A 22820-nucleotide genomic window follows, 5' to 3' on the forward strand; every position below is an offset into this window, starting at 1 on the left:
ATTCGTACCACGGGCGAAGTGACATGGGGCCGCCGCGGCGCAGTGGCTAGTCCTCGCGCCCACGCATAGACAGGATCCGAAACCGGCGTGCACATCTCGCTAGAAGAAACGCATGCGAAGGACGCATGCGGCAGGAATATGCGCCGACCGCAAGAAGGACAGCGTGGTCTCAGGATCGATGGTGTATCCATCACCGCACCACCATCTTGCGATTCGCTGACGCGGGATGGACGATTTCTAGCCATTTGGCATCGTCGGGCAATACGTGATCGAGATGTACGAGTTTCTTGCGCTTCAACAAGCTGCTACGGATCGGCAGGGTGATCAACAGGCGCGCCGTGTCGTCGAATGGTTGCGCTTCCAATCGCGCCACGACCTCTTTGGCCTCGGTCAGGAGATACAGCGGTGGCAGTGAAACGGGACGATCGATTTGCAGTTCGATCTGCTGCTCGTCACTGCGCAGCGTGTTGGCATAGATCCGATAACGCAGTGTCCGTAGCGTGTTCTCTTGAACCTTGATCTGCCGCCGCGACCGCACCAGCCTGCCACCAAGCACAAACGCCGGATAGACGAGTGCCACCACCTGCCGCCCCGGAGACGACACCAAAAAGCCGTTGGAGGCGTCGAACTGGGCCTTAGTGACGCAATGGTGGGTTATCGTCTCGGCACGCGCGGCTTTTTCGGCATACTGGTCACCAACGACGATTTCGGCGTGGGTGACACGAGGGTCCTTCCAGATCCAGCACAATTTAAGCGTGCAGTCTGGATTGATGGTTATGCCCTTGAGTTGCAAAGACAAGAAGCAGGATTCGCGATCGAGAAAGGATCTGAGCGCTTCGATAAGGCCAGGAGCCCGATCGGCAAAATCGGGAGCCGCTTCCACCCGGGAATCCGTCCAAAGGCTGGCAACCGTTGCGTCCGCACCGGTTTGCGCAGCTTCACAAAGCTGTCGCCACCGCGAAAGAAGTGCCAATGCGTCCTTTAGAACCGGCGACTCGGCAAACCTTCGATCGGCATCGCCGAACTCTGCCTTCCAGGCTTCCGCTAGAGCGAACATTGCGCTGCCGTCCGCAGAATTGCAGCGCTGGAGGCTGGACCGAAACACCGCACGTGCCTTGAGCTGGATTTCAAAATCAAGAGGCGTCCGACCGGCAAGCAAGGAGAGCGGCGCTGCGGAAACAGAAGGAAGACTTCGTTCGAGCACGCCCCCCAAACTGACCAACGCCTCGGTCTCGCTCTCCGGCGCGATCGAAAGCTGGGACATGACCGCCTCGACCGTGGAGACAACGCGAGCTGCATCCATACCGAACTGCGCATCAGACTTGGCCTCGCGGAAGCTGGCGAGCAGGTCGTCGGCACCCCAGGCGGAGCTGGCAGCCATCACGTCGCGCGTCTGTACAGCGATGGAGAGTGCGGCTGCACGCCACAACCTCTGTCGGGCCAACTCGAGGCGCGGTGAAAACCGCCGTATAGCGTCTCCCCAAGCCGCCAATACTCCGGCGTGGTGCTCCCAACCTTCGAGCAACGCGGTTTCGCCGGCGCGACTGCGTTCCAGGCCGGCATCCGCCGCGGCGAGCAAACTTTCCATCTCAGCGACAGCAGCAAGGCGACGACGAGCGAGATCGGCCCGCCCCCGAATCGTCATCTCGCCGAGCGCAATCTTGGCGGCTGCAGGATGGTCGAGACCGTTCTCCATCCAAAGACGTAGCAACTCGGTTTCGTCACAGGCCGTACTGCGAGCCATGCCAATGAAAGCTTCGACCCCCGTCAACAACGCGTCGGCGCTGGCCACAGCCGAGCCCAGGTCAGGATCGAGACTGAGGTCAACGCCTTCCCGGGCCCGCCAGGCGCGGGCGAGGTCGAGTGTCGATTTCCGTCCGCGTGCCGCAAGTTTGCGAAGCTTGGCGAGTACGCTGGTGGCGGTCTCAAGAGCGGTGATTCGCTGGAGAAGCGGCGACAGAGTCGGCACCGCACCGTAAGCCTTGACATAGGCGGATACTTCGGCGTAGGCGGCGCTGAGCGATGCTTCGGTGACCGGCCGCACTGTAGGTGCGATGCGCTCAAGCGTTTCGGCCAGCGACCGCAATGCCGTCCGGCGAGCGGCAAATTCCTCGAAGACCTTGGTCGGGCTCTTGCCTCCGAACATCGGATTCGCTTCACGCGCCAAATCTGAGGATGCCAGATCCGCAGTGGCTTCCCAACTGGCGCACACAACCTCCGGATCAGCACCCAGACGAGTCGCGGCGTCGAGAAAGTCGGAAAGACTGACCGCTACCTTGCGAATGTCGGCATACCGAGCTTGACGGTCATTGAACTCGGAGATTTGCTGGAGACGCGGTCCATGCTTATCGAGCACCGCAGCGATCGACACCAAACTGCCGGACGTTTCGGCGTTGGTCAGAGCCGCGAATGCTTCTTTCCGATCCCAGGCATCCTGCATCCGCGCAGCATAGCGTGGATAGGTGGATGGTGCAGATTGAAGGATCGTGGCATGTGCGCGGGCTGCAGCCAGTATCGCCTGTTCGCCTGCCAGGAAGTACCGTCCGTTGGTAGGCTTGGAGGCACGGATCGCTGTTTCAACTTCGTCGATTGCTTTCGCGAGCAAACGCAATCGTTCGAGATTTGGCGAAGTCTGAGGGTTCTTGTCCGTGAGCTGGAACACGTCCGTTGGCGTGGTCTTGAGAAGCGCGAGGTTCTCTTCGTCGAAGTCGGCGGTACGGCTTATGGCCTTTCGGAACGCTTCGAACCGCGCCAAAGTCGCTGCATACTTGCGAGTTTCGCTCCAGGCCTGCGAAGTCCTCGGATCGGAAGTCAGTTGCGGATACCGGTCGAACAGCGATTTCGCCGTGACGTAGTCGCCGTTTTTCACCTGACGATTGAGGACGTTGATCACGTGAGAGAAAGATGAACTGGTAATGTTCGCGCGCGCTGGGAAAAGATCGACGCCGGAGCCCGATCGGGCCAACTCGCACCATGGACAGCTGCCGTGGCCTGCAAAGACGTGCAGCGGGGACACCTGACACCAGACCAGATCTTCAATCGCCTTCTCGAGAGCTGTCTGCCAATCCTGAACGGTCGGCCGCAGTTTGGGTCGCTGACCGCCACGGTCGAAGCATCGCCGGAACAGTGCCACCAGATCAGGATGCACGATCTCGAGTGGCAGTGCTCCGCGATGCGGCTTGAGCGGTATGCTGCGATTCCACTGCCAGAGACCGCGGACGATGCGTTCGCTCGTCTCGAGCCCGACCAGCGCATCGGGCAGAGTACCGCCGCTAAAGGGATGCTTGCCAAATAGGAACAAGTAGACCAAAGCCGCCAGACCGAACAGGTCGTGCTCAGGAGTCCGATCGACCTCCGTGAAGCTTCGGCCGATCAACTCCGGCGGCGTATAGTCGGGCGTTCCCACCGGGCAACGATACACGGACTTCGTTGTCGGATCTGTGACCTGGAAGGAGTCCGTATCGATAGCACAGATCTGCATCGACGCGTTGACCAGGAGGTTTTCCGGCTTGACGTCGCCGATGACATAACCGAGTTCGTGGATGGCTCGGAAAAGCCGTACGACGTTGAGAGCTGCGGCATGGAGATAGTACCAGTCGACGCCCGCAGCGTCTTGCATCCGGGCTTTCGGCACATAAAGAATGGTTGGTCGCTTCGCCTTGCTGATCTCAGGCATGAGAAAGCCGACCGGGGCACCATCGCTTCGCTCGAGAATCGACACTGGCCAGGCGATGGACACCGCCGGAGCCGCCGGATCGCGGGGTGGACGGGCGATCATCACCAACAACTTGCGGAAATGCTCAGGCTGCGGCTTGTTGTAAATCTTGGCGACAAATCCAGACCGGTTGCAGCGATAGACCGCACCCTCGCCGCTCTCGGCAACCAACGTCGTCAGCTTGACCGGTGCGCCTTTCCTTGGCTTCTGCAACAGGGATTGACCAGTCAGCGGTCCGTTTGCATTCATGACAATCGTCGCGCCAGTAAAAGAGTTTTGTCGTCATCGACCTTGTTGTCGAGGCTCTTCATCGAAATCACGGACTTCGCCAGCGCTAACAGATCCGCCGATGAGCCAGCTTCGCTGACACGCTGCGCGAGCGGCGCGAAGAATCCGGGAAACGGCTCCTGTTCGCGCCGTGATATCGCCACCTTCTCGAGTCCGTCGGTCGAGGCGGCGACAAAGTCGACGCCGCCCCTGACAAGAGCACAGCGAAAATCTTCCTGCCAGAGCGAACTGGTCAACCAGACGACCTCTCCGGCCTGCTCGACCGGCCGCGCATCAAACAGCAACCTGCAGCGTGTCGAGAGGTCATCGGCACCGCTGCCGATGACGACAAAGCCGTCGCCGATCTGCATGGCGGCAAAGACATCATCGTACGCCACAAAACCGATCAGTGTCGTACCATAGTCGCGCGTCGCCGCTCCCTGCGTCAAAGCGGCCTCCAGCGCAAGCACGGCGCGAATATCGCGGACAACGGTACGCCAATGTTCTTCAAACACGTTTTCAGACAGGTTTTTCAAACAACCCCAGCCGGGAAGCCGAACGACCGTCGCCGACACCAATAACGACGCGGCAACGGCCGAGCCCAGATCGGATCGATCCAGAGAGCCGCCGCCATCCGCCACCGCGCCGACCATAGCACGACCGTCGGGCGACACCCAAACGCGGCCTGAATCCTGACAAGGGGCTCCGCTCCGGATGTGACTTGTGCCGCGTAAGCTAGCCTGCCCAGCGAGCCAAGGCATGGTCGATCGCCTTTAGGACATGACAGTGCCCCACCCCTGTACAGGGGGGAGCGACACCTGATCACCAACGCCGGCTTTCGCCTGTGAAACCTTGGCCAGCGACCCCGATAACCACTTGAACATCTCGCGGAATTGCAGTCCTTCAAGGCGTAACGGTGGACGCGACGAGAACTCGGCGAGCACTTGCAGGTTGGCGTCGCGCCCTATGCCGACACAGAACACCGTCGCCTTCCTGTTCGCCTCGGCTTCGCGAGCCCGTTCTGCCGCCGACTGCCAATCGTCGTCAGTAGGCGCTCCGTCAGTCAGTATCCAGATCCAAGGACGATAGTAGTTGATGCCGTTGGTCCGGTACTCGGCCTTGCGGTGCTCGATCTCGGCGAGCGCGGCGTCCACCGCCTCTCCCAGCGGCGTGGCGCCCATTGCCTGCAGCGGCGGCAGGTTGATCAGCTCGGCACTCGAAAACTCATGGACGACATTTACGCTGCCACCGAAGGTTATGATCGAAACCTCGACGCGCAACGATGTGATCGGATCAGACATTATTTCGTTCTTAAACGAAATCAAGCCCTCATTGAGACGGTCAATTTTGCCATCATCAAACATAGACCCCGACACGTCCAGTAGAAGCACTACCGGACAGCGATCTTCCTGGTTTATCGCAAATTCAAAATCGTCAAATTTGCCATCGGACATTTCCAAACTCCCAATGAATCAAATTGCATGAAGTTGAGTAGCATATCAAGCTTGCCACGCATAGTAGCGCAAACCCGTGGCGCACCTTAAAACCGATTTGATGGGATAAAGGGCGAAGCGTCATTTCCTCACACATTCCAAAGTCATGTGACGGTGGATCGCCGCCAATCCGAAGTGCAAGCTCGACACCTGCTGCACGCGATGCATCAGGGTGGACTGGCAGATCATACCGGTCCCGCGCATTCCTGACTCTCAGGCTATGCAAATCAGCTCGGTTCTGATTCCCTCCGTTCTGGGGAGGGACTTCGATGTCGAGCAAACTCATCATCCGGACGGACATCGACGTGGAGACACTGCGTCGAAGGGCGCGGCTTGAACGGACGGGCGGGTTGCGACTCGGCTTCTGGCCATCGCCAACGCTCTTGACGGCATGAGCCGGGCCGTGGCTGCGCGGGCCGCCGGCATGGATCGGCAGACGCCGCGCGATTGGGTCATCCGCTTCAACGCCGAAGGTGTCGACGGCCTTTGCGACCGCAAACGCCCCGGCGGCGGATTGTTTCTGAATGAGGGTCAGCAGGCGGTATTGCGGGGCCTCGTCCTGCGCGGTCCTGACCCGGATCGCGACGGCGTTTCCGCGTGGCGGACACCTCGAAGAACCAGACTTTTTCCTCTGAAGGGTGCAACCAGGTGCTTCGGCATGTGGAGACAAACGGTCGGCACGCTCTTGTCATCGCCCTCAACCCTGTTCGGAGGCCTTGGACTGCGGCATCTGCCGTCAGGCGGGTGCGCTTCGGCCCTCAAAGTGGATGTAACGGCGGATGTTGTAGGCGATGATGGCGAGGCCGATCTTGGTTTTGGCTCTTGCCATGCCGATGGTGCGGATGAACAAATCGAAGATCGACTTCTCGTGAGCAAAGACACCTTCGACCACCGAACGCACCCTCGATCTCGCCGGGTTGGCCGCCTTCTGCGGTTCGGTTCGATCGCAGCCCGGTTTGCGGCGGAAGTGAAAGAGCGTCATCAGGCCATGATGATCCCGGGCCATCCCAGTAGATCAGCTTCAACCGGTCCGCCTTACGAGACCGGAACACGAAGACCGTTCCGGCGAACGGGTCCTTGTGCAACTCGTTATTCACCAAGGCCGCCAACCCGTCATGACCCTTGCGGAGATCCACCGGTTTGGTCGCCACCATGATTCTGACGCGGTTCGACGGAAAGATCATGTCGCCGCAGCCAGTGCACGCGCGATGGCAGCGATCCGGGCCACAGACGCGCCTTCCTCCAGACGGATAGTCACCGGACCGACGACAATCTCGGCACGGGAAATAGCTTTGACCGTCAGCGGCTCAGGGGATGGTGGTTCCACAACCATGGCCGCAAACTCGACCGCGTCTTCCGGCTCTGGCAACACCAACTTGCCTTGCCTCGCTTGCGCGCGCCAGGAAGACAGATGGGTGGCCTTCAGCCCGTAGCACTCGGCCACTTCATTCACCGTCACGCCTGGTAGTCAGCTCTCCGACACGATCCAGGCCTTGACCTCGTCAGGCCATTGGCGATGTGCCTCACGTCTGCTTCGTCGCGTTGTGAGAACCTCCAACGTACTCTCCATGGAGAAACTCCTTGTCGCTCATCCATGGAATGTCGATCCCAGATCAGGCGACAGCAGACAACGTGGGGTTAGAACACCGGTTACGACCATTGAGCCATTTACGAAAGAACAATCCGAGGGGTTAACTCACTTTTGCTCCCCAGCTGATAGTATCTCGACCGCGTTCGCCCCCATTTTCCGCGCGCAGAGACGACGCAAAGATCGCTTGTGGCAATGTAGCGACCCGCCCCAGCGAGGATAGGGTGACCCGTTACGCATCCCACCAGGCACGGAACTGACGCAAACGCAATTGACCACCCATCGAGTACCGGCGCTACATGAAGGGAAACCTCATCCGGTTCGCCTCGATCCCGCAGATGTCGAAGATCGGCCAGCAATCGCTCCAGCCGGACGATTTCCCTGTCCAGTGCCCCCCCGCCGCTAAGCGAGGTGGGATTGTCAATGTCGATCACTGAGAGCCTCCGGGAGAATGTCGTCGTCAATTATGGAACGGATTGTGGAAAGGGTCAGCTCGCTCTCGGTGACGAGCAACTCCGACATCCTCATGAGGGCATTCTTGCCTCCGCGAACGATTGCTCTAGCACGCTCCATACAGACTGCCAGAACCTCGTCAACACTGCGCCTTAGGCCACTATCCATATGCCGAACCTTGGTAGGATCGTCGATAATCCGAGCGAGCGATCCGCTCATTCCGAGCGTGCCGGCCATATAGAGCGCGAGCGAGGTCGCTTGGCCGAGATCCGACAACTCCGAAAGACCCGATCCCTCGGTCCAGTCTCCGTACACCAGTTCTTCTGCGGCCATACCGGCGAGCATCACAACGATCTCGTCTTGAATCTCTGATCGAGACCGGGAGCCGAACAGAGATGCTTCAAATGTGGTTCTGCCAGCCGCGATCTGCCCCGTGTCCGAAGCGATTTCGCGCAAGATCTTGATGCTATCCAGGCGTCCATGGCCCAGAACGACAGCCGCAAGTCCATGACCGCATTCATGAACGGCCGCCCGGCGTCTGATCTGCTCCGGTAAAGGATGGACGACCGGAAGCGCGAGCAGATAATCGTCGAAGCGCTGTGGACGAGAGGCCCGGCGCGCGAAGCGCTTGGCGAAGCGAACGAGAGCTTCCAGATCTGCGCCGGTCCTTCCCTCGGTTCTGTCCGCTATCCGTGCGAGTTCTACGTCCGGTATCGTCGCGCCGTGGTACCTCATAATTTCAATTCGGGTACGGCAGTCGGGCATCGGAATTTCGATCCATGCCTCAAGGCGGCCAGGCCGAATGAGGGCCGGATCGAGTACGTCTGGCGGATGGAAGTTGGATGTACCGATGACGATAACACCTTCGCGCGTGTCCGCTCCGTCGAGCAGTTCGAGTAGAGCCGCAACCACTTTGTTGTCATAGTCACGATGCTGCGAGTCGAATTTCGCTCGATCGCCGACGACATCGATCTCATCAATCAGTAGGACTGACGGAGCTTGCCTTACGGCGCTGGCAAAAGCGCTACGCATCGACTTGAGCATGTCGCCAAGATGCCCTGAGCTTTGCCATTTCGCGATGCTTCCGGCGATTAATGGGATCTTCGCGGAACCTGCTATCGCCTTTGCAAAGGTGGTTTTTCCTGTTCCCGGCGGACCGTAAAGGACGATGCCACGGTCCACATCGGCCCACTTTATCTTACCGGCCTTCCAGTCCTCCAAATCGCGAATCACTTCTTTCGCCCAAATCGTGGCGGTTCCCATACCGGGGAGTTCGTCAAGCGTGAGCGTTTCCTTCCTCGGCGTGGCGCTTCTTTGGCCGAGAGCTTCTGTTACGCGTCTCACGGCCTTTACCACCTGCTCCGGCTTTCGCCCAATCTGAAAAATGTGGTCATACGCCGGAAGATTGGATGTGGCGATGCCCAAGACCTCGGTTGATTCAAGCTCAAAACCGACGGTCAGTCTTGCGGCTGCCTGCAAGTCACGCGCCGAGACGGGCCGAATTGAGATTACATCCTCCACGTATGAAGCAAAGGAAGCTGGGACGTCTGAGAGGTCGGAAGCAAACCCTGCGCACCATCTCTCGTCAGTCGTCGGTCCATTGGCGCTCGCCTTGTCTGTCGGAAATAGGAATGTCTTGCCGGAGACGCTCCGTGGGTCGCTTAGCTTCCACGCGAGCTTTCTGCACAGAGCGTCCCACGCAATCTGGTAGAGAGCTGGATCAGTCCCTGCAGGAGCGACACAGACCACAGTCACAGGTCCCGTCTCCATCCGCTTCAATAGATGCCGAATTGATGAGATCAGGGTTGCCCAGACGCATACACTTGAGAATTGGTGCTGCCCCGCCGTATCCAGCGCGGAGATGGGGCGACGCTTCTCGCGTTTTATCGATTTCCAACGAGGCATTGCGACTCCAAATCCGTTCGCATAGACGCGCGAATCACTGAGCGACAAGGTGGAGTATGCCCTCGCCAATGAGCTCGTCAACAACAAATGAATCCACACAGCATCTTTTATGAGTCCATATGGATTCGTTTTGCGATTCAAAAAGCACTCGTTTGACGCATTCAGCCGACTGCCCCAGAACTGGTGAGTTCGTCAGCTGCCACGCAGGGCCATGAGTGATCTGAACTTGATGATAAGGGCCGGTCGCCGAGCCCTCGGCATGTCGCAGCGTGAGCTAGCCGATGCGGCGGGCGTTAGCCGTGCGACCATTTTTCGGATGGAACAGGGCAAATCGACATCAACGAAAACGGTCGAAAAACTCAGACTATGTCTCGCCGCCATGGGAGTCGAAGTAGCGACTGAGGTCGATGAATACCTTGGTAGAATTAGATTTCGGGTATCGGCAAAAGAACGATTATCGGAACCAGGGCGCGCCCAGGTTGACGACTAAGCTCGACAAGTAGTTTTTATGGCCACTAATTGTCCTCTGTTCGTAATGGACGTCTGGCCCCGGGATCGCGAAGCAAATTGGCGCTACAGAACAGCGTATCTCAGGATCAAGGCCTATAAGACCGGCCTTCGGCCGAGTCCAATTCCCTCTCTAATAGAAGCCTGATCTTAACGCCGGACGAAGATTGAGACTACTGCACTATATAAATCTTCTCAAATTGTGCGTCTAGTTGTGAACTTTCGGGAGGTTGTCCATTCGGGTAGATTGTGGAGACTGGAGTTACCACACCTCAGCTCTTGGATCGGAAACCCTGAATGATCATCCATAAGCATGCCCGACTGACCCCGTTGCGTCGAGAGGAAATGGCGGTTGCGGGTTTTGCGAGCTCCACTAGGTGGGCTTTCCGCTCGTCAGGCAGCATGCGGTTCGGGGAACAGACGGCCCCTTCGCGTGTCTGTAGCGCGGATCGAGGTATGCAAATTCAAAAGTAGCAACGGAACCGATAGAGTTACCTGCTTTTCTCGCCGGCTGTGAGAAATCCCGCAACGGATAGGGTTGCGTTTCCGCTCTGGGAGCTGTGAGTTATATGGGCCTGTCTGCCAGAGATTTCTTGTGGTTTGGGCTAACTAGCTGATCATAGTGTTATTGTCGGATATTTCCCGTAAATCATTGAATTTAAAAATAATTAGTGAATTTTGTGAATCGTTATGCCGGAAAAAAACGGGAGGCCGAGGAACACGTCGCAGGAGCGCTGGTAGAGCATCCCGTTCAGCCGGCCGTCGCTGGTGACGTGATACTGATAGACCATGTGGCAGGGCGGCAGGGCCATGTCCGGCAACTCCGCCACGTTCCAGGCGTGGAACAGCATGCGGCGGCTGGCCGGCGTGGTCTTCAGCATGCGGATCAGATCGGCGATCTGGTCATATTCGCGCCCGTCGTTGCCGAGCCACCGGCGCCATTGCTTGCCGTAGATCGGGCCAAGCTCGCCCCATTCGGCGGCAAAGGCGTCGTCAGACAGGATGCGCGCCTCGAAGGTTGCCTGGTCGATGTCCTCCCCCGTCGCCTTGCGATATTTCGCCAGTGGCCAGTCGGTCCAGATGCGCACATTGTCGGCGAGCAGCGGCCGCAGCTTGGTGCCACCGGTCAGGAACCAGAGCATCTCCTTGATCGCCGTCTTCCAATAGACGCGCTTGGTGGTCAGGATTGGCAGCGTGCCGTCCGAGAGATCGAAGCGCAGCATGGCACCGAACAGCGAGCGCGTGCCGACGCCGGTACGGTCAACACGTTGATCCCCCTTGGCAAGGATCAATTCCATGAGGTCGAGATACTGGTATTCGGGGTGACGCACGCCTGCGCTCCTGTCCATGCGGTCCCGAGCGATGGACCTCGGGTGTGTCTCGTTCTTACTAGCAGATCATGTCCCGTCTTGTCCCGATTCGACTGTTTTCCCCAGGAGACGCGTCTGATGCCCACGGCTCCCGACGTCGCTCGAAGGCCCCGTTCCCCGCATGGGTTGTTGCCATTTTGGTTCAGGATATAAGTATGAGGAACTACAATTTTCCTCATACCTTTTCGTTGACGTCGCCCCTGTTCCGGCTCTACCTTCGGGGCCACTCTTTCGCGGCTCTCAAGGCGTTTGGAAGGTTGAGCCATGCATATTCCTGACGGCTATCTCTCCCCCAGCACCTGCGCGGCCACCTTCGCCATGGCGGCGCCCTTCTGGTATGTGGCCTCGCGCAAGGTGAAGGCGCAGCTGCACACCAAGCTGGTGCCGCTGATGGCCGTCGTCTCGGCCTTCTCTTTCGTGGTGATGATGTTCAATCTGCCGCTGCCGGGCGGGACGACCGGCCACGCGGTCGGCTTGGCCGTCGCGGCGATCGTGCTCGGCCCCTGGGCGGCGGTGCTGTCGATCTCCATTGCACTTCTGATCCAGGCGGTATTCTTCGGCGACGGCGGCATCACCGCCATTGGCGCCAACTGTTTCAACATGGCGATCGTCGGCCCCTTCGTCGCCTACGCCGTCTATCAGGTGATCGCCGGTCGCTCGGCGCTGACCTCGGTCCGCCGCGTGGTGGCGGCGGGCGTTGCCGGCTATGTCGGCATCAACATGGCTGCCTTGATCGCGGCCATCGCGTTCGGCCTGCAGCCGATGCTGTTCCACGATACCACCGGCGCGCCGCTCTATGCGCCCTATCCCCTGTCGATTGCCGTACCGGCGATGATGATCGGTCACCTGACGATCGCCGGTATCGCCGAGGCGGTGGCCGCCGCGGGGCTGGTTGCCGTGCTCCAGCGCTACGAGCCGGAACTCCTCGATCTCACCGCCAGCCGTCACGTGGCGGAGCGCGGATGGGGGCAGACCCGTGGCCTCTGGTTCGGGCTCGGCCTCTTCATGCTGCTCAGCCCGCTCGGATTGCTCGCGGCCGGTACGGCCTGGGGCGAATGGGGCGCGGAAGACTTTGCCGATCCCGCCGTCCGGCAGGAGATCGCCGCCGCCTCCGGCAACGTGGCGCCACCCGCCGCCGTTCCCGCCGGTCTCGAGCGCCTGTCGGGTGTCTGGTCGGCTCCGATCCCTGACTACGCACCGGCTTTCCTCAAGGACGAGCGCCTCGGCTACATCCTCTCGGCGGTGATGGGCAGTGGTCTCGTGCTGCTGGTCTTCGTCGGCTTCGGGGCGCTGCGCGATCGCAGAAGCCAGAGCGCTTGATAGGCAGGGCAGCATGGAGGATCCGGCCTATGGTGTCTGTACCTGTCGCGGCAAGAAGCGGCGCGGTCTGCTCGAAAGCCTGATCTTCGGCCTGATCGGCGCCGACACCCATTCCCTCGAGGCGGAGACGACCTCGGCCTTGCCCGGTCTGCTGCAGGGCGTCGATCCGCGCCTCAAGCTGGTGTCGCTGCTGGCGCTGATCGTCGCGGCGGTTTCGACCCAGAGGCTGACGGTGCTGGCGGCCCTGTTCCTGCTGGCCGTCGGCCTCGCTGTGGTCTCCCAGATCCGCCTTGCCAGACTGGTCCGCCAGGTGTGGATCGGCGTGTTCCTGTTTTCGGGCGTCATCGTGCTGCCGGCGCTTGTCCTTGTGCCGGGCGAGACGATCGCCCATCTGCCGCTCTTCGGCTGGCCGATCACCCTGCAAGGCCTGCGCAGCGCCAGCTTCGTCATCGGCCGGGCCGAGACGGCGGCGACGCTGTCGCTGCTGCTGGTGCTCACCACGCCCTGGCCGCATGTCCTCAAGGCCCTGCGCAGTCTCGGCATGCCCGCTGCGGTCGTTGCCATTCTCGGCATGACCCACCGCTATATCTTCGTGCTGATGCAGTCGGCGCTGCAGATGGCGGAAGCGCGACAGAGCCGGCTGATGGCGCCGCTCGACGGCCCGGCCCGGCGACGCCTGATGCTGACCATGATCGGCATGCTGCTGTCGCGCACGCTGACCCTTGGCACCGAGGTGCATGCCGCCATGATCGCGCGTGGCTATCGCGGCGAGGTGCGCCTGCTCGACGAGTTCCGCACCCGGCCGTCCGACTGGGCCTTTCTCCTGGCGACGCTGGCCGTCGCCGCCACCATCCTCGGAGGACGCCTGTGAGCGGATCCGCCTTTGATTTCCGCGACGTCGTCTATGCCTACCGGTCGCAGCGGGCGCTCGACGGCGTCAGCTTCTCCATCGGTCTCGGCGAGCGCGTTGCCCTACTCGGCGCCAACGGGTCCGGCAAGTCCACCTTGCTCAGGATGATGGATGCGCTGGTCTTTGCCGTCGGCGGGACGGCGCTGGCCCTGGGCGGACCGCTCACCGAAGCGGCCTTTGCCGAGGAGGCCACCAACTTCGCCTTCCGCCAGCGCGTCGGCCTCGTCTTCCAGAACCCTGATGTCCAGCTGTTCAATCCCACGGTGCTCGACGAGCTTGCCTTCGGACCGCTGCAACTCGGCTGGGACACGGCGCGCGTCCGCCGGGCCATCGATGCCATGCTCGATCGCTTCGGCATCACTCACCTACGCGATCGCTCGCCGCATCGGCTGTCGGGCGGCGAGAAGAAGCGCGTCGCCATCGCCTCGGTGCTGATCACCGAACCGGACGTATTGCTGCTCGACGAGCCCACCGCCGCCCTGGATCCGGAAAGCCGCGCCGATCTCGTCGCCTTCCTGTCGCATGGCTTGCGCGAGGGCCAGACGGTCATCACCGCCATCCACGACCTCGACATCATCGACCACATTTCCGATCGCTCGATCGTGCTCGACCGGGGCAAGGTCGCCGCCGATGCGCCGACGCTCGACGTGCTGCACGACATCGATCTCCTGCGCCGCACCCATCTGGTGTTCGAGCATCGCCACAGCCACGGCATCGCCGCCGCCGCGCTGCATGGCCATTTGCACGCCGCGCCCGACGGCGGTGCTACGACCTGATTTCGGAGCGCTCCTGCCACCGCGCCATCAGGGCTTCGAAACCCTGGATGTCCCGCGGCAGGGCGTCCTCGGCAGCAAGCAGTCCCAAGGCGCGCGCTTTCAGGCCAAGCTCGGTCAGAAGCGGCGGCCGCAGGTGCGCCTCTTCCAGCAGCGCGCGATTGCTGAGGATGGTCTCCGCTGGCCCCTCTGCCATCACGCGGCCGTCGCTGAACAGTGCCACGTCGTCGGCAAGGCGCAGCGCCAGATCCACGTCATGGGTGGAGAACACCAGCGTCATGCCCGCCTCGGCCATGCGGTCGAGCAGGGCGATCAGATGCATGGAGGCCGCGTGGTCGAGGCCGGCGGTGGGTTCGTCCAGCAGCAGCACGTCCGGACGCATGGCGATGGCGCCGGCGATGGCCACGCGCTTTTTCTGCCCGCCCGAGAGCATGTGCGTGGCCCGATCCCTGAGGTCGCCGATCTTCAGGACCTCGAGCGCCTCGTTCACCCGGTTCCGCGTCTCGTCGTCCGAGAGGCCCAGATTGAGCGGGCCGAAGGAAATGTCTTCGGCCACAGTGGCGGCAAACAGCTGGTCGTCTGGGTCCTGCAGCACCAGTGCCACGCGGCGGCGCCAGTCGCTCAGGCCCTTGCGCGAGTAGCTGCCCGGCTCGCCGGCCACCAGCACCCGGCCGCTGTCCGGCTGGAGCGTGCCGTTGAGGTGCAGGAACAGCGTCGACTTGCCGGCGCCATTCGGGCCCAGGATGGCAAGCCGCCGCCCCCTGGCGATGGACAGGCTCAACCCCTTCAGTGCCGGCACCCCACCGGCAAAGGTGTAGGTGAGATTTTCGGCCACAAGTGCGGTCATGAAAAATGCACTCCCGCTGCGGCCACCAGGGCCTCCAGCGCCAGGATGAAGATCAGGACCGACGGCGACGCCTTCGGGCTGTCGCTCAGCACGCGCATTTCCCCGTCCCAGCCGCGCGCAGCCAATCCCGTTTCGAGCCGTCGCGCCCGATCCAGCGTGCGCGGCAGCAGGTTGGCCACCAGAAGGCCCAGCGATACCAGCCAGCGTCGGCGGGTCGCTCGCCCGAGGCGGGCGTCCTGCGCGTGGCTCATGGCGGCGGCCTGATCGGCGACCAGGAAGACGAAGCGATAGGTGAGCAGCGCGATGTCGACGATCTCGCGCGGCAGCCCCAAGCGCCTCAGCCCGGCCAGCATGTCGCTGACGGGCGTGGTCAGCGCCAGGAACAGCAGGCAGGTGAGAGCCGCCAGCGAGCGGATCGCCAGATGCAAGGCCACCGGCACGCCGGCCGGCGCGAAGGCAATCCCCCCGGAGCTGACGCTGACCAGCAGCGTTGCGGCCCCGGTCGCCAGAAAGCCCATGGGCGCCAGGGCCGTCATCAGCCACAGCCGGAACGGCACGCGAGCGCCGATGAAGGTGACGGCCAGCATGATCGCCCCCACGGCCCAGGCACCCGCCCCGGGCGGCAAGCCGACAGCAAGGGCGAGCATGCCGATGCTGAGGGTTGCCTTTTCGCCAAGCGGTCGCTTGCGCCAGGGATTGAGTGCCGCCGCCCGATCGATTGTCGAGGCGGCCATCTCACTTGACCGTGCGGCGCGTGTCCGAGGGGCTGCGGTCGGCGTCCTGGTCCTTGGTCTGACCATGTCGTCGGCCGATCACATAGCCGATCACGCCGGCGCCGAGGGCTGCCTGCAGGGCGAACAGCAGGCTCTCGATTTCCGAGCTCGGCGGCCGCCACAGGGGCGTGAACCAGGGCTGATAGCCCGGCTGCGATTTTTCAATCACCTGGCTTGCCTGATCGTCCGTGCCGGAGAACTCTCCGCCCATCATCAGGGGGATGACAACGATCAGCACCACGGCCCCGAGAAGCCAGAAGGAACGATGTGCGGCCATCAGCGCGTCTCCCCTGCAAGGAAGCCGACCTTGTCGGCGCCGGACGTCTTGCCGGCCAGAGCGTCGATGACGACCACGGTCAGCAGGCCTTCGGCAATGGCGAGGGGGATCTGGGTGATGGCGAACACGCCGCAGAATTTCAGGGCGGCACCGACATAGCCGCTCACCGGGTCGGGATAGGCGAGGGCCAGTTGCACCGACGTGGTCATGTAGGTGGCAAGATCACCCAGCGACGCGGCGAGGAACACCGAAACCGCTGCGGGCAATCCCGCCTTGCCGCCCAGGCGCCACAGGCCGTAGCTGACCCAGGGGCCGACGATCGCCATGGAAAACGTGTTGGCGCCCAGCGTGGTCAGTCCGCCATGGGCCAGCAGCAGCGCCTGGAACAGCAGCACGATGACGCCGAGCACGGCCATCACCGAGGGGCCGAAGACCACGGCCCCGAGACCGGTGCCGGTCGGGTGCGAACAGGAGCCGGTGACACTCGGCATCTTCAGCGCGGAGAGCACGAAAGTGAAGGCGCCGGAGGCTGCCAGCGTCATGCGCGCCTGCGGGCGTTCGGCCACGATCTTGCGGATCCGGATTGCGCCGGCGATCACAAAGGGGGCGGATACGGCAAACCAGCCGGCGCAATGGGCCGCGGGCAGGTACCCTTCCATGATATGCATCAGTAGAACCTTTCCACATGCAACGTGTCGCGATGTTTTGCTCCGGGGCACCCCGCCCGGGCTTTGTCACGCACACACCGTCGATGGCAGGTCTCCTGACTCACGGATCACGGGATGCTGGTCACCTTCCCGGCTCAAGTCTGCCCCTCGTGGAAAGAAGAGGCACCGCCAGTGGCTTTTCGACCAGTTCCTAGCCGCTCACAGTTGCGGGGGCAGTCACGGATTTGGTCCCTCATCGGTCCCGCACCGTGTTCCCTGTTAGTCCCTGTAACGGGAACCATCGCCACCCATTATTCCGATGCCGCCGCGGGCGTCAAGGTGCAGCTGCAATAATTGCGAGCTGGTCGCAACTGGTGCCCGGACCTCGGGAGTGATGCGTCCGCAGCGAAGGCCTTGGCACAATTGGCGATTTTCCAACCTCGATCGCACGCCCGTGCACCGCCGCCATCCGCGTCGCCGGTATTTCCGCCGTTGGCCCGGTCGTGGCGGACATGCCGCCGCGTTCAGGCCGGCGATTGTCGGTCGCTGGTCGACGTGCTGGCGTGCGGCACCAGGAGATCGGCCAGTTGATGATAGAGGCCGTCCTTGCAGACCCATCTGGCCGTCGCCTGGGCGATCAGAGCCGTCAGCATCAGCGGCAGCAGCATGCCGTGATTCTCTGTCATCTCGGCGACGATGACGAAGGAGGTGATGGGGGCCTGGATGACGCCGGTCAGATAGGCGGCCATTCCGAGCAGGGCGACCGAACCGATCGTCTCGATGTTCAGGACATGGGCGATATCGACCCCGAGGCCCGCCCCGACAGAGAGCGACGGGGAGAAGACGCCGCCGGGGATGCCGCTCACCGCCGACGCCAGCGTTGCCACGAACTTCGCCGGGCCATACCAGAGGCTCAGCTGCGGATTGACGGCATGCAGCGCGTCGCGCGATTGCTCATAGCCGGTGCCGGCCAGTTCCACGCCGCACAGCAGCGCCAACCCCGCCACCAGCAGGCCGAGCAGCGCGGCGGTGATGATGGGATGCGCCTTGATCCAGAGGCCGGGACGTCCCGGCAGGCCTCGGGCGACAGCCACATTGCAGCGCGCGAACAGGCCGCCCATGAGGCCTCCGATCGCGCCCGTCACCGGAACCGCCAGCCATTGCGTGCCGCTGGCCATGTGCAGATAGGATGATCCGAAATAGGTGTAGTCGCCTGTCAGGGCCTGGGCGGTCAGACCGCCGACAATGATGGCGGCAATGACGAGACCGCTGGCGCGGATCTCGAAGGAGCGGCTCATTTCCTCGATGGCGAAGACGATGCCGGCCAGCGGGGTATTGAACGCGGCGGCGACGCCCGCTGCCGACCCGGCCAGCAGAAAGCCGGATTGCCGGCTCGGCGCCAGCCGTCCCACGGCCTGCATGATGGCGGCTCCGACCTGCACCGTCGGTCCCTCGCGTCCCGTCGAGGCGCCGCAGAGGAGACCGAAGAGCAGCAGTCCGATCTTGCCCGCCGCAATGCGGATCGACACGAGGTGGTGGCGAGAGTGCCCTGCAGGGAGCCGGCGTGCGGCGATCACCTGCGGGATGCCGGATCCTTGCGAACCGGGGAAGCAGGTGCGGGCCACATGGACAGCGGCGGCAAAGCCAAGCGGCGTCACAAGGAGCCCCGCATAAGGGCTGATCGACAGCATCCAGCGGTAGGCCGCTTGCGCCTGATCGGCGAGTCTTGCCACCAGGATCGCCACAGCGCCCACCAGAATTCCGCCGATGACGAACAGCGCCCGCTGCTGCAGTCGCCAGGCGCCCAATCTCGAGAAGCGATAGTAGACTTGCCGTTTGCGAAAGCGCGTCATGAGGGGCTCGATGGGCTGGCGTCCTGGTGCGCAACAGATCTCGTCCCGCAGCGGCGGCGATCGCACCACACGTGCTCCTGCGCCCGTGAGCGCGGGCTTGTCAATCGCGCCCGGGCCGGCTTGCCGCCCGATGGCGACATTGTGATCGGCCGTTTACAGCACATCACACCGCGAAGCCGCGTCATCCGATCCAGCGTTCCGGCACGGCCAGCACCCGCGCCAGTGCGGTCAGCGTCTCCGCCGAGCAGCCCTTGGCGCCGCTCTCGATCTCCGACAGATAGCCTCGCGCAATTCCCACCTTCTCGGTGAGATCCACCTGCGTCAGCCCGCGCCACAGCCGCACGGCGCGCGGCCGGCTGTTGCTCTTGAGGAGCAAGGCACTTGCTTCGGCGGGCAGGACCACGTCGCCGCCTTCGGCAAACTCCCGCTTGTGCGCGTCATAGAGGGCGACGTCCCTCGACTCTTCCAGCGGGGAAACCACCTCACTTCAACGCGAACACCGTCAGGACGCCACCCGCTGCGGTATATTTGCCAAGCCCCTCATAGGCGCCCACCGCGCCCGAGCCGTCAGCCGGATCTGTCAATCCCGCCGCGAGGCCGATGCCGGCCCAGCCACCGACACCCGAGAGCACGCCGACATATTGATGGCCGCGCCAGAACCAGGTGTTGACGTTGCCGACGATGCCCGAGGGCGTCTTGAACTTCCACAGATCCTCGCCGGTCCTGGCGTCCACCGCCTTCAGATAGCCGTCCAGCGTGCCATAGAAGACGAGTCCGCCGGCGGTGGCGAGCGCGCCGGACCAGACCGAGAAGGCTTCCGGCTTTTCCCAGATCACCTTGGCCTTGAGCGGGTCCCAGGCCATCAGCCCGCCCATGTGCGGGCTGGCCTTGTCCTGATAGAGCGTCAGCGTCGCACCCACATAGGGCTGGCCGGCGGTATAGTTCACGCGGAAGGGTTCTTGGTCCATGCAGACATGGGTGGTCGGTACGTAGAACAGGCCCGTCTCCGGCGAATAGGCCGTCGGCTGCTGGTTCTTGGCGCCGAGCGCGCTCGGGCAGATGCCCTCGTGCACCGTGTCCTCGCCATTGCCGTTGTCGTCGGTGGAATAGGCGGGGTCGAGCACGGGGCGGCCGAAACCGGCGCACTTGGGGTCCATGTCGATGGATTTGGCCCAGTTGACCGAGGGGTCGTAGGCGTCGGCCTTGAGCGGCATGCCGGTCTCGCGGTCGAGCAGATAGGCAAAGCCGTTGCGGTCGAAATGGCTGATCAGCTTGTGAGTCCGTCCGCCGATATCACGGTCGGTCAGCGTCAGTTCGTTGACGCCGTCATAGTCCCATTCGTCATGCGGCGTCATCTGGTAGACCCAGCGGGCCATGCCGGTGTCGGCGTCGCGGGCCATCAGCGCGTCGGTCCAGCGGTTGAGGCCGGGGCGCTGCACCGGGTTCCATGTGGCCGGGTTGCCGGTGCCGTAATAGATGAGGTTGAGGTCGGCGTCATAGGTCAGCCAGCCCCAGGTGCAGCCGCCACCGATCTTCCATTGATCGCCGTCCCAGGTGGAGAGCGAGGAGTCCTTGCCGATCGGCTTGCCCAGCTCGGTCGTCTTGTCGGGATCGACCAGCATGTCCTGGTCGGGCCCTTCGGAATAGGCGCGCCAGATCAGCTTGCCGTCCTTCAGGCTGTAGGCCGTCAGGTGGCAGCGCGCGCCCATCTCGCCGCCGGCCATGCCGACGATCAGCTTGTCCTTCACCGGCAGCACGGCGCTGGTGCCGGTCTCGCCGAGATTGACGTCGCCATTCCTGACGGTCCAACGGACGTCACCGGTCTTGGCGTCGAGCGCCACCACGGTCATGTCGGCCTGCTGAAAGAAGATCATGCCCTCGGCATAGGACACGCCGCGATGCACGGTGTCGCAGCACATCACCTCGATGGCCTTGGTGTCCTGCACCGGCTGGTATTTCCAGAGTATCGCGCCGTCGTGGTCGAGGTCGAGCGCATAGACCACGTTGGGGAAGGGCGTCGAGATATACATCACCCCGCCCACCACCAGCGGCCCGCCCTCGTGGCCGCGCAGCACGCCGGTGGAAAAGCTCCAGGCCGGCGTCAGCTGTCTGACCGTGTCGCGGTTGATCTCGGCGAGCTTGGAATAGCGCGTTCCCGCATAGTCGCCGAGCGGCGTCGCCCACTGGTCCGGATCCTTGATGCGCCCCATCAAGCTGTCATTGGCAAGCGCCGGGCAGAGCGCGAGGAAAAAGGCAAGGATGACGGCGACTATCGGCATGATCGTGAGTATCCTCCCGGGGATTTGTCCGTGATATCGCGTAATTCCGGCCGAAGCCACTGCCGGCTGTGTCGCATCCGCCTGTGTGTCCGCAGCTCTTTGCCGCCCGGTCTGACAATCCTGTCCGAGCCCCTTCACACGGCCGGCAATCCATCCTATATGTCCCCTGCCGGAGCAATCCGGCTATGGTGATAAACGGATCGCGAAATAAACCATTCGGACCCGGGGGCGGTACCCGGCGCCTCCACCAAAGCCCTTCGGCGACGAAGGGTTTTGGCGGGGGCGAAATAGGATCGACGAGGGCGTAAAGGCGGCTCTTTCACTCGGCATTGTACCGCCGTTATCGGGCTAAACTTATAGTTGCCAATGACAACTATGCTCCGGTGGCCGTCGCCGCGTAATGCGGCGCCCGTACTGGGAATCAAGTCCTGAGGGGTAGCACTTTCAGGCGGGGTCCGGAGGCACCTGGCAACAGAAGCCTCCACTCAATTTCATGCTCCATAAGCTATTGATATTCATGCGAAAGTGTTTCGCATTTTCTCAATGTTTTACAGTTCTGTTCTTGTTCTGCCCTTCGGACAGAGCAAGCAGCACGGCTTGCCCACCGGCCTTTCGGTCGGCATGGCGGCAGTAGCGTTCGACCATGGGAGGCGACATGCCAATCATGTCCGAGATCTGGGGGATGGAATATCCAGCCTGCCGAAGGCGAATCACCGCAACGGCGCGAAGGCCGTGCGGCACTGCTCCCTCAAGGGCTGGAAGCTTCTCGCGGGCTGCGTCGAATACCTTCCAAAGCTGATTTGTCGAGAACGGCCGTCCGTTGTCTTGCAGCAGGAAGGGACCAGGGCGTCGTTCCCATGACGCCATTTCAGCTTCCAATTCGGGAAAGATCGGGCACCAGGGGCGAACGCCGGTCTTCTTCTGGCGGAGTGCGAAGCCGCCCTCGTCGATGTCGGTCCAGCTCAAGCGAACAATGTCGCTGATGCGCTGGCCGGTGAAGCGCATCAGAACATAGGCGCGCCGAAGCGTGCCGGTGAAATTCTCATCGGCACATCGCAGCTGCTCCTGAGACCAGGGCTTGTGTCCTTCACCCGCCTCGAAGTGAACAACGCCGAGGGTCGGGTCGCGGTCCAGCAATTCGCGCGGCCCCATCGCCCAACGGCTCATGGAACGAAGCGCATCGAGCATACCGTTTGCCGTGCCCGGCTTTGCTGCAAGGCTGTCCATGAGGGCCTGAACATGAGAAGGGCGCAGGCCGCGAGCCGGCAGGTCGCCCCAAGCCCTTCGAACGATCGCCAGCGAGGAACGGTATTTTGCCTTGGTGCCCTCGCTGAGCTTGCGGGGGAGGACGGGCCATGCCGCTTCGTAAGCGTCGGCAAGCGCATTCATTGTGTCCGTTGCCACCGGACCCCCGAGCCCTTGCGCCTGCCTCACGGCATTCCAGAACTCCGGCGACTGCGGGTTGTTCGGCAACCGGATACGCTCACCCGGGAACTTTGTGCCCCTTCCTTGCTGATAATAGAAATACTCCCGGGCGCGCGACACTACGCGATGCACGCCGGGGGGCAGAGCGACGACGGCGTCCTTACGTCTGCGCGGCATTTTTCACCCCCAACATGAAAGGATCGATCGCCGCGCCGCCTGCAACCGGTGCCAGCGAGTTCAGAGCCACCTGGACGTCAGTCCAGTTCCAGCGGACGCAACCTGAAGACAGGCGGAGCGGCTGCGGAAGCACGCCACGGCGGACCATCTCGTGCACGGTCGTCTCCGACACGTCGAGTTCCCGCGCGAGTGTGGCAACAGACATGAAAGATGGCGGGCGGTCGAAGCGGTCGGCCATTCG

Annotated in this window: 20 protein-coding genes, 1 other RNA gene, 3 pseudogenes and 1 riboswitch; of the genes and pseudogenes, 6 read left to right on the plus strand and 18 right to left on the minus strand. The window is 62.4% G+C overall.

Annotated features, from left to right (window positions below; translation table 11 throughout):
• Positions 1-190: 190 nt before the first annotated feature.
• Genes L2I41_RS04745 through L2I41_RS04755 form a run of 3 tightly spaced genes read right to left on the minus strand, consistent with a single transcriptional unit; the run spans position 191 to position 5436 of the window.
• Positions 191-3964 (minus strand): protein kinase domain-containing protein, encoded by a 3774-nt coding sequence (locus L2I41_RS04745; protein WP_237152371.1) that lies wholly within the window; start codon positions 3962-3964, stop codon positions 191-193.
• Positions 3961-4743, minus strand: coding sequence for a PP2C family serine/threonine-protein phosphatase (locus tag L2I41_RS04750; protein WP_237152372.1), 783 nt, complete (start codon positions 4741-4743; stop codon positions 3961-3963). The genes L2I41_RS04745 and L2I41_RS04750 overlap by 4 nt, the downstream gene beginning before the upstream one ends.
• Positions 4744-4755: 12 nt before the next feature.
• On the minus strand, positions 4756-5436 hold the full coding sequence (locus L2I41_RS04755; protein ID WP_237152373.1) for a vWA domain-containing protein: 681 nt from the start codon (positions 5434-5436) through the stop codon (positions 4756-4758).
• A 308-nt stretch (positions 5437-5744) separates the two neighbouring features.
• Between L2I41_RS04755 and L2I41_RS04760 the strand changes: the two are divergent.
• Positions 5745-5984: pseudogene (locus tag L2I41_RS04760) on the plus strand (helix-turn-helix domain-containing protein); the annotation flags it as partial.
• Between the two features lie 227 nt (positions 5985-6211).
• Here L2I41_RS04760 and L2I41_RS04765 read toward each other — a convergent pair.
• From L2I41_RS04765 to L2I41_RS04780, 5 genes and pseudogenes are all read right to left on the minus strand, one after another.
• Positions 6212-6457 carry a hypothetical protein gene (locus L2I41_RS04765; RefSeq protein WP_237152592.1) on the minus strand — a complete coding sequence of 82 codons (246 nt, stop codon included), beginning with the start codon at positions 6455-6457 and terminating at the stop codon, positions 6212-6214.
• A gap of 13 nt (positions 6458-6470) precedes the next feature.
• A pseudogene (gene tnpB, locus L2I41_RS04770) lies at positions 6471-6659 on the minus strand (IS66 family insertion sequence element accessory protein TnpB); the annotation flags it as partial.
• The gene (locus L2I41_RS04775) at positions 6656-6934 is read right to left on the minus strand and encodes a hypothetical protein (RefSeq protein ID WP_237152374.1); all 279 of its coding nucleotides are present in this window, start codon (positions 6932-6934) and stop codon (positions 6656-6658) included. The pseudogene tnpB and the gene L2I41_RS04775, both read right to left, overlap by 4 nt.
• Positions 6935-7143: 209 nt before the next feature.
• Entirely contained in the window at positions 7144-7497 is a 354-nt protein-coding gene (locus L2I41_RS21620) for a DUF6634 family protein (protein ID WP_390633829.1), read from the minus strand.
• On the minus strand, positions 7484-8995 hold the full coding sequence (locus tag L2I41_RS04780; RefSeq protein WP_237152375.1) for an AAA family ATPase: 1512 nt from the start codon (positions 8993-8995) through the stop codon (positions 7484-7486). The genes L2I41_RS21620 and L2I41_RS04780 overlap by 14 nt, the downstream gene beginning before the upstream one ends.
• A 655-nt stretch (positions 8996-9650) precedes the next feature.
• Here L2I41_RS04780 and L2I41_RS21625 point away from each other — a divergent pair.
• Positions 9651-9911 (plus strand): helix-turn-helix transcriptional regulator, encoded by a 261-nt coding sequence (locus tag L2I41_RS21625; protein ID WP_390633872.1) that lies wholly within the window; start codon positions 9651-9653, stop codon positions 9909-9911.
• Positions 9912-10629: 718 nt separating this feature from the next.
• On the opposite strand, the pseudogene thyA reads toward L2I41_RS21625, so the two are convergent.
• Positions 10630-11277 (minus strand): annotated as a pseudogene (gene thyA / locus L2I41_RS04785) (thymidylate synthase); the annotation flags it as partial.
• Between the two features lie 285 nt (positions 11278-11562).
• Here thyA and cbiM point away from each other — a divergent pair.
• From cbiM to L2I41_RS04800, 3 genes are read left to right on the plus strand one after another with little or no spacing between them, the layout of a single operon-like run.
• Positions 11563-12618, plus strand: a complete 1056-nt coding sequence (cbiM, locus tag L2I41_RS04790; RefSeq protein ID WP_237152376.1) for a cobalt transporter CbiM — start codon at positions 11563-11565, stop codon at positions 12616-12618.
• A 13-nt stretch (positions 12619-12631) separates the two neighbouring features.
• On the plus strand, positions 12632-13489 hold the full coding sequence (gene cbiQ, locus L2I41_RS04795) for a cobalt ECF transporter T component CbiQ (protein ID WP_237152377.1): 858 nt from the start codon (positions 12632-12634) through the stop codon (positions 13487-13489).
• The gene (locus tag L2I41_RS04800) at positions 13486-14304 is read left to right on the plus strand and encodes an energy-coupling factor ABC transporter ATP-binding protein (protein ID WP_237152378.1); all 819 of its coding nucleotides are present in this window, start codon (positions 13486-13488) and stop codon (positions 14302-14304) included. The genes cbiQ (L2I41_RS04795) and L2I41_RS04800 overlap by 4 nt, the downstream gene beginning before the upstream one ends.
• Here the strand turns inward: L2I41_RS04800 and L2I41_RS04805 are convergent.
• From L2I41_RS04805 to L2I41_RS04835, 7 genes are all read right to left on the minus strand, one after another.
• Positions 14294-15148: an energy-coupling factor ABC transporter ATP-binding protein gene (locus tag L2I41_RS04805; RefSeq protein WP_237152379.1), complete on the minus strand. Its 855-nt coding sequence runs from the start codon at positions 15146-15148 to the stop codon at positions 14294-14296. The two genes, L2I41_RS04800 and L2I41_RS04805, sit on opposite strands and share 11 nt — an antisense overlap.
• A complete protein-coding gene (gene cbiQ / locus L2I41_RS04810; RefSeq protein WP_237152380.1) occupies positions 15145-15882 on the minus strand; it encodes a cobalt ECF transporter T component CbiQ in 738 nt (245 codons plus the stop codon). Before cbiQ (L2I41_RS04810) ends, L2I41_RS04805 begins: the two co-directional genes overlap by 4 nt.
• A 1-nt stretch (position 15883) precedes the next feature.
• Positions 15884-16198 carry an energy-coupling factor ABC transporter substrate-binding protein gene (locus L2I41_RS04815; protein WP_237152381.1) on the minus strand — a complete coding sequence of 105 codons (315 nt, stop codon included), beginning with the start codon at positions 16196-16198 and terminating at the stop codon, positions 15884-15886.
• A complete protein-coding gene (locus L2I41_RS04820) occupies positions 16198-16866 on the minus strand; it encodes an energy-coupling factor ABC transporter permease (RefSeq protein WP_237152382.1) in 669 nt (222 codons plus the stop codon). The genes L2I41_RS04815 and L2I41_RS04820 overlap by 1 nt, the downstream gene beginning before the upstream one ends.
• 68 nt (positions 16867-16934) lie before the next feature.
• Positions 16935-17163: riboswitch (cobalamin riboswitch) on the minus strand.
• Positions 17164-17369: 206 nt separating this feature from the next.
• Positions 17370-18698, minus strand: a complete 1329-nt coding sequence (locus L2I41_RS04825) for a chloride channel protein (RefSeq protein ID WP_237152383.1) — start codon at positions 18696-18698, stop codon at positions 17370-17372.
• Between the two features lie 181 nt (positions 18699-18879).
• Positions 18880-19179, minus strand: coding sequence for a helix-turn-helix domain-containing protein (locus L2I41_RS04830; RefSeq protein ID WP_237152384.1), 300 nt, complete (start codon positions 19177-19179; stop codon positions 18880-18882).
• Position 19180: 1 nt separating this feature from the next.
• Positions 19181-20977, minus strand: a complete 1797-nt coding sequence (locus L2I41_RS04835) for a methanol/ethanol family PQQ-dependent dehydrogenase (RefSeq protein WP_255720117.1) — start codon at positions 20975-20977, stop codon at positions 19181-19183.
• Positions 20978-21106: 129 nt separating this feature from the next.
• On the opposite strand from L2I41_RS04835, the gene ssrA reads away from it, so the two are divergent.
• Positions 21107-21463: a transfer-messenger RNA gene (gene ssrA, locus L2I41_RS04840) on the plus strand.
• A gap of 54 nt (positions 21464-21517) precedes the next feature.
• Here ssrA and L2I41_RS04845 read toward each other — a convergent pair.
• Positions 21518-22579: a tyrosine-type recombinase/integrase gene (locus L2I41_RS04845; RefSeq protein WP_237152385.1), complete on the minus strand. Its 1062-nt coding sequence runs from the start codon at positions 22577-22579 to the stop codon at positions 21518-21520.
• Positions 22563-22817, minus strand: a complete 255-nt coding sequence (locus tag L2I41_RS04850) for a helix-turn-helix transcriptional regulator (protein ID WP_237152386.1) — start codon at positions 22815-22817, stop codon at positions 22563-22565. Before L2I41_RS04850 ends, L2I41_RS04845 begins: the two co-directional genes overlap by 17 nt.
• Between the last annotated feature and the right edge of the window lie 3 nt (positions 22818-22820).

The organism is Oryzibacter oryziterrae (assembly GCF_021864535.1).
Taxonomy (GTDB): domain Bacteria; phylum Pseudomonadota; class Alphaproteobacteria; order Rhizobiales; family Pleomorphomonadaceae; genus Pleomorphomonas; species Pleomorphomonas oryziterrae.

Bases quoted from the DNA above. Each gene is read 5' to 3' on its own strand.
- L2I41_RS04820 (WP_237152382.1), bottom strand. From the start codon at position 16,866: ATGCATATCATGGAAGGGTACCTGCCCGCGGCCCATTGCGCCGGCTGG.
- cbiM (WP_237152376.1), top strand. From the start codon at position 11,563: ATGCATATTCCTGACGGCTATCTCTCCCCCAGCACCTGCGCGGCCACC.
- L2I41_RS04755 (WP_237152373.1), bottom strand. From the start codon at position 5,436: ATGTCCGATGGCAAATTTGACGATTTTGAATTTGCGATAAACCAGGAA.
- L2I41_RS04750 (WP_237152372.1), bottom strand. From the start codon at position 4,743: ATGCCTTGGCTCGCTGGGCAGGCTAGCTTACGCGGCACAAGTCACATC.
- L2I41_RS04845 (WP_237152385.1), bottom strand. From the start codon at position 22,579: ATGCCGCGCAGACGTAAGGACGCCGTCGTCGCTCTGCCCCCCGGCGTG.
- L2I41_RS04850 (WP_237152386.1), bottom strand. From the start codon at position 22,817: ATGGCCGACCGCTTCGACCGCCCGCCATCTTTCATGTCTGTTGCCACA.
- L2I41_RS04805 (WP_237152379.1), bottom strand. From the start codon at position 15,148: ATGACCGCACTTGTGGCCGAAAATCTCACCTACACCTTTGCCGGTGGG.
- L2I41_RS21625 (WP_390633872.1), top strand. From the start codon at position 9,651: ATGATAAGGGCCGGTCGCCGAGCCCTCGGCATGTCGCAGCGTGAGCTA.
- L2I41_RS04835 (WP_255720117.1), bottom strand. From the start codon at position 20,977: ATGCCGATAGTCGCCGTCATCCTTGCCTTTTTCCTCGCGCTCTGCCCG.
- L2I41_RS04825 (WP_237152383.1), bottom strand. From the start codon at position 18,698: ATGACGCGCTTTCGCAAACGGCAAGTCTACTATCGCTTCTCGAGATTG.
- L2I41_RS04815 (WP_237152381.1), bottom strand. From the start codon at position 16,198: ATGGCCGCACATCGTTCCTTCTGGCTTCTCGGGGCCGTGGTGCTGATC.
- L2I41_RS04765 (WP_237152592.1), bottom strand. From the start codon at position 6,457: ATGACGCTCTTTCACTTCCGCCGCAAACCGGGCTGCGATCGAACCGAA.
- L2I41_RS04745 (WP_237152371.1), bottom strand. From the start codon at position 3,964: ATGAATGCAAACGGACCGCTGACTGGTCAATCCCTGTTGCAGAAGCCA.
- cbiQ (WP_237152377.1), top strand. From the start codon at position 12,632: ATGGAGGATCCGGCCTATGGTGTCTGTACCTGTCGCGGCAAGAAGCGG.
- cbiQ (WP_237152380.1), bottom strand. From the start codon at position 15,882: ATGGCCGCCTCGACAATCGATCGGGCGGCGGCACTCAATCCCTGGCGC.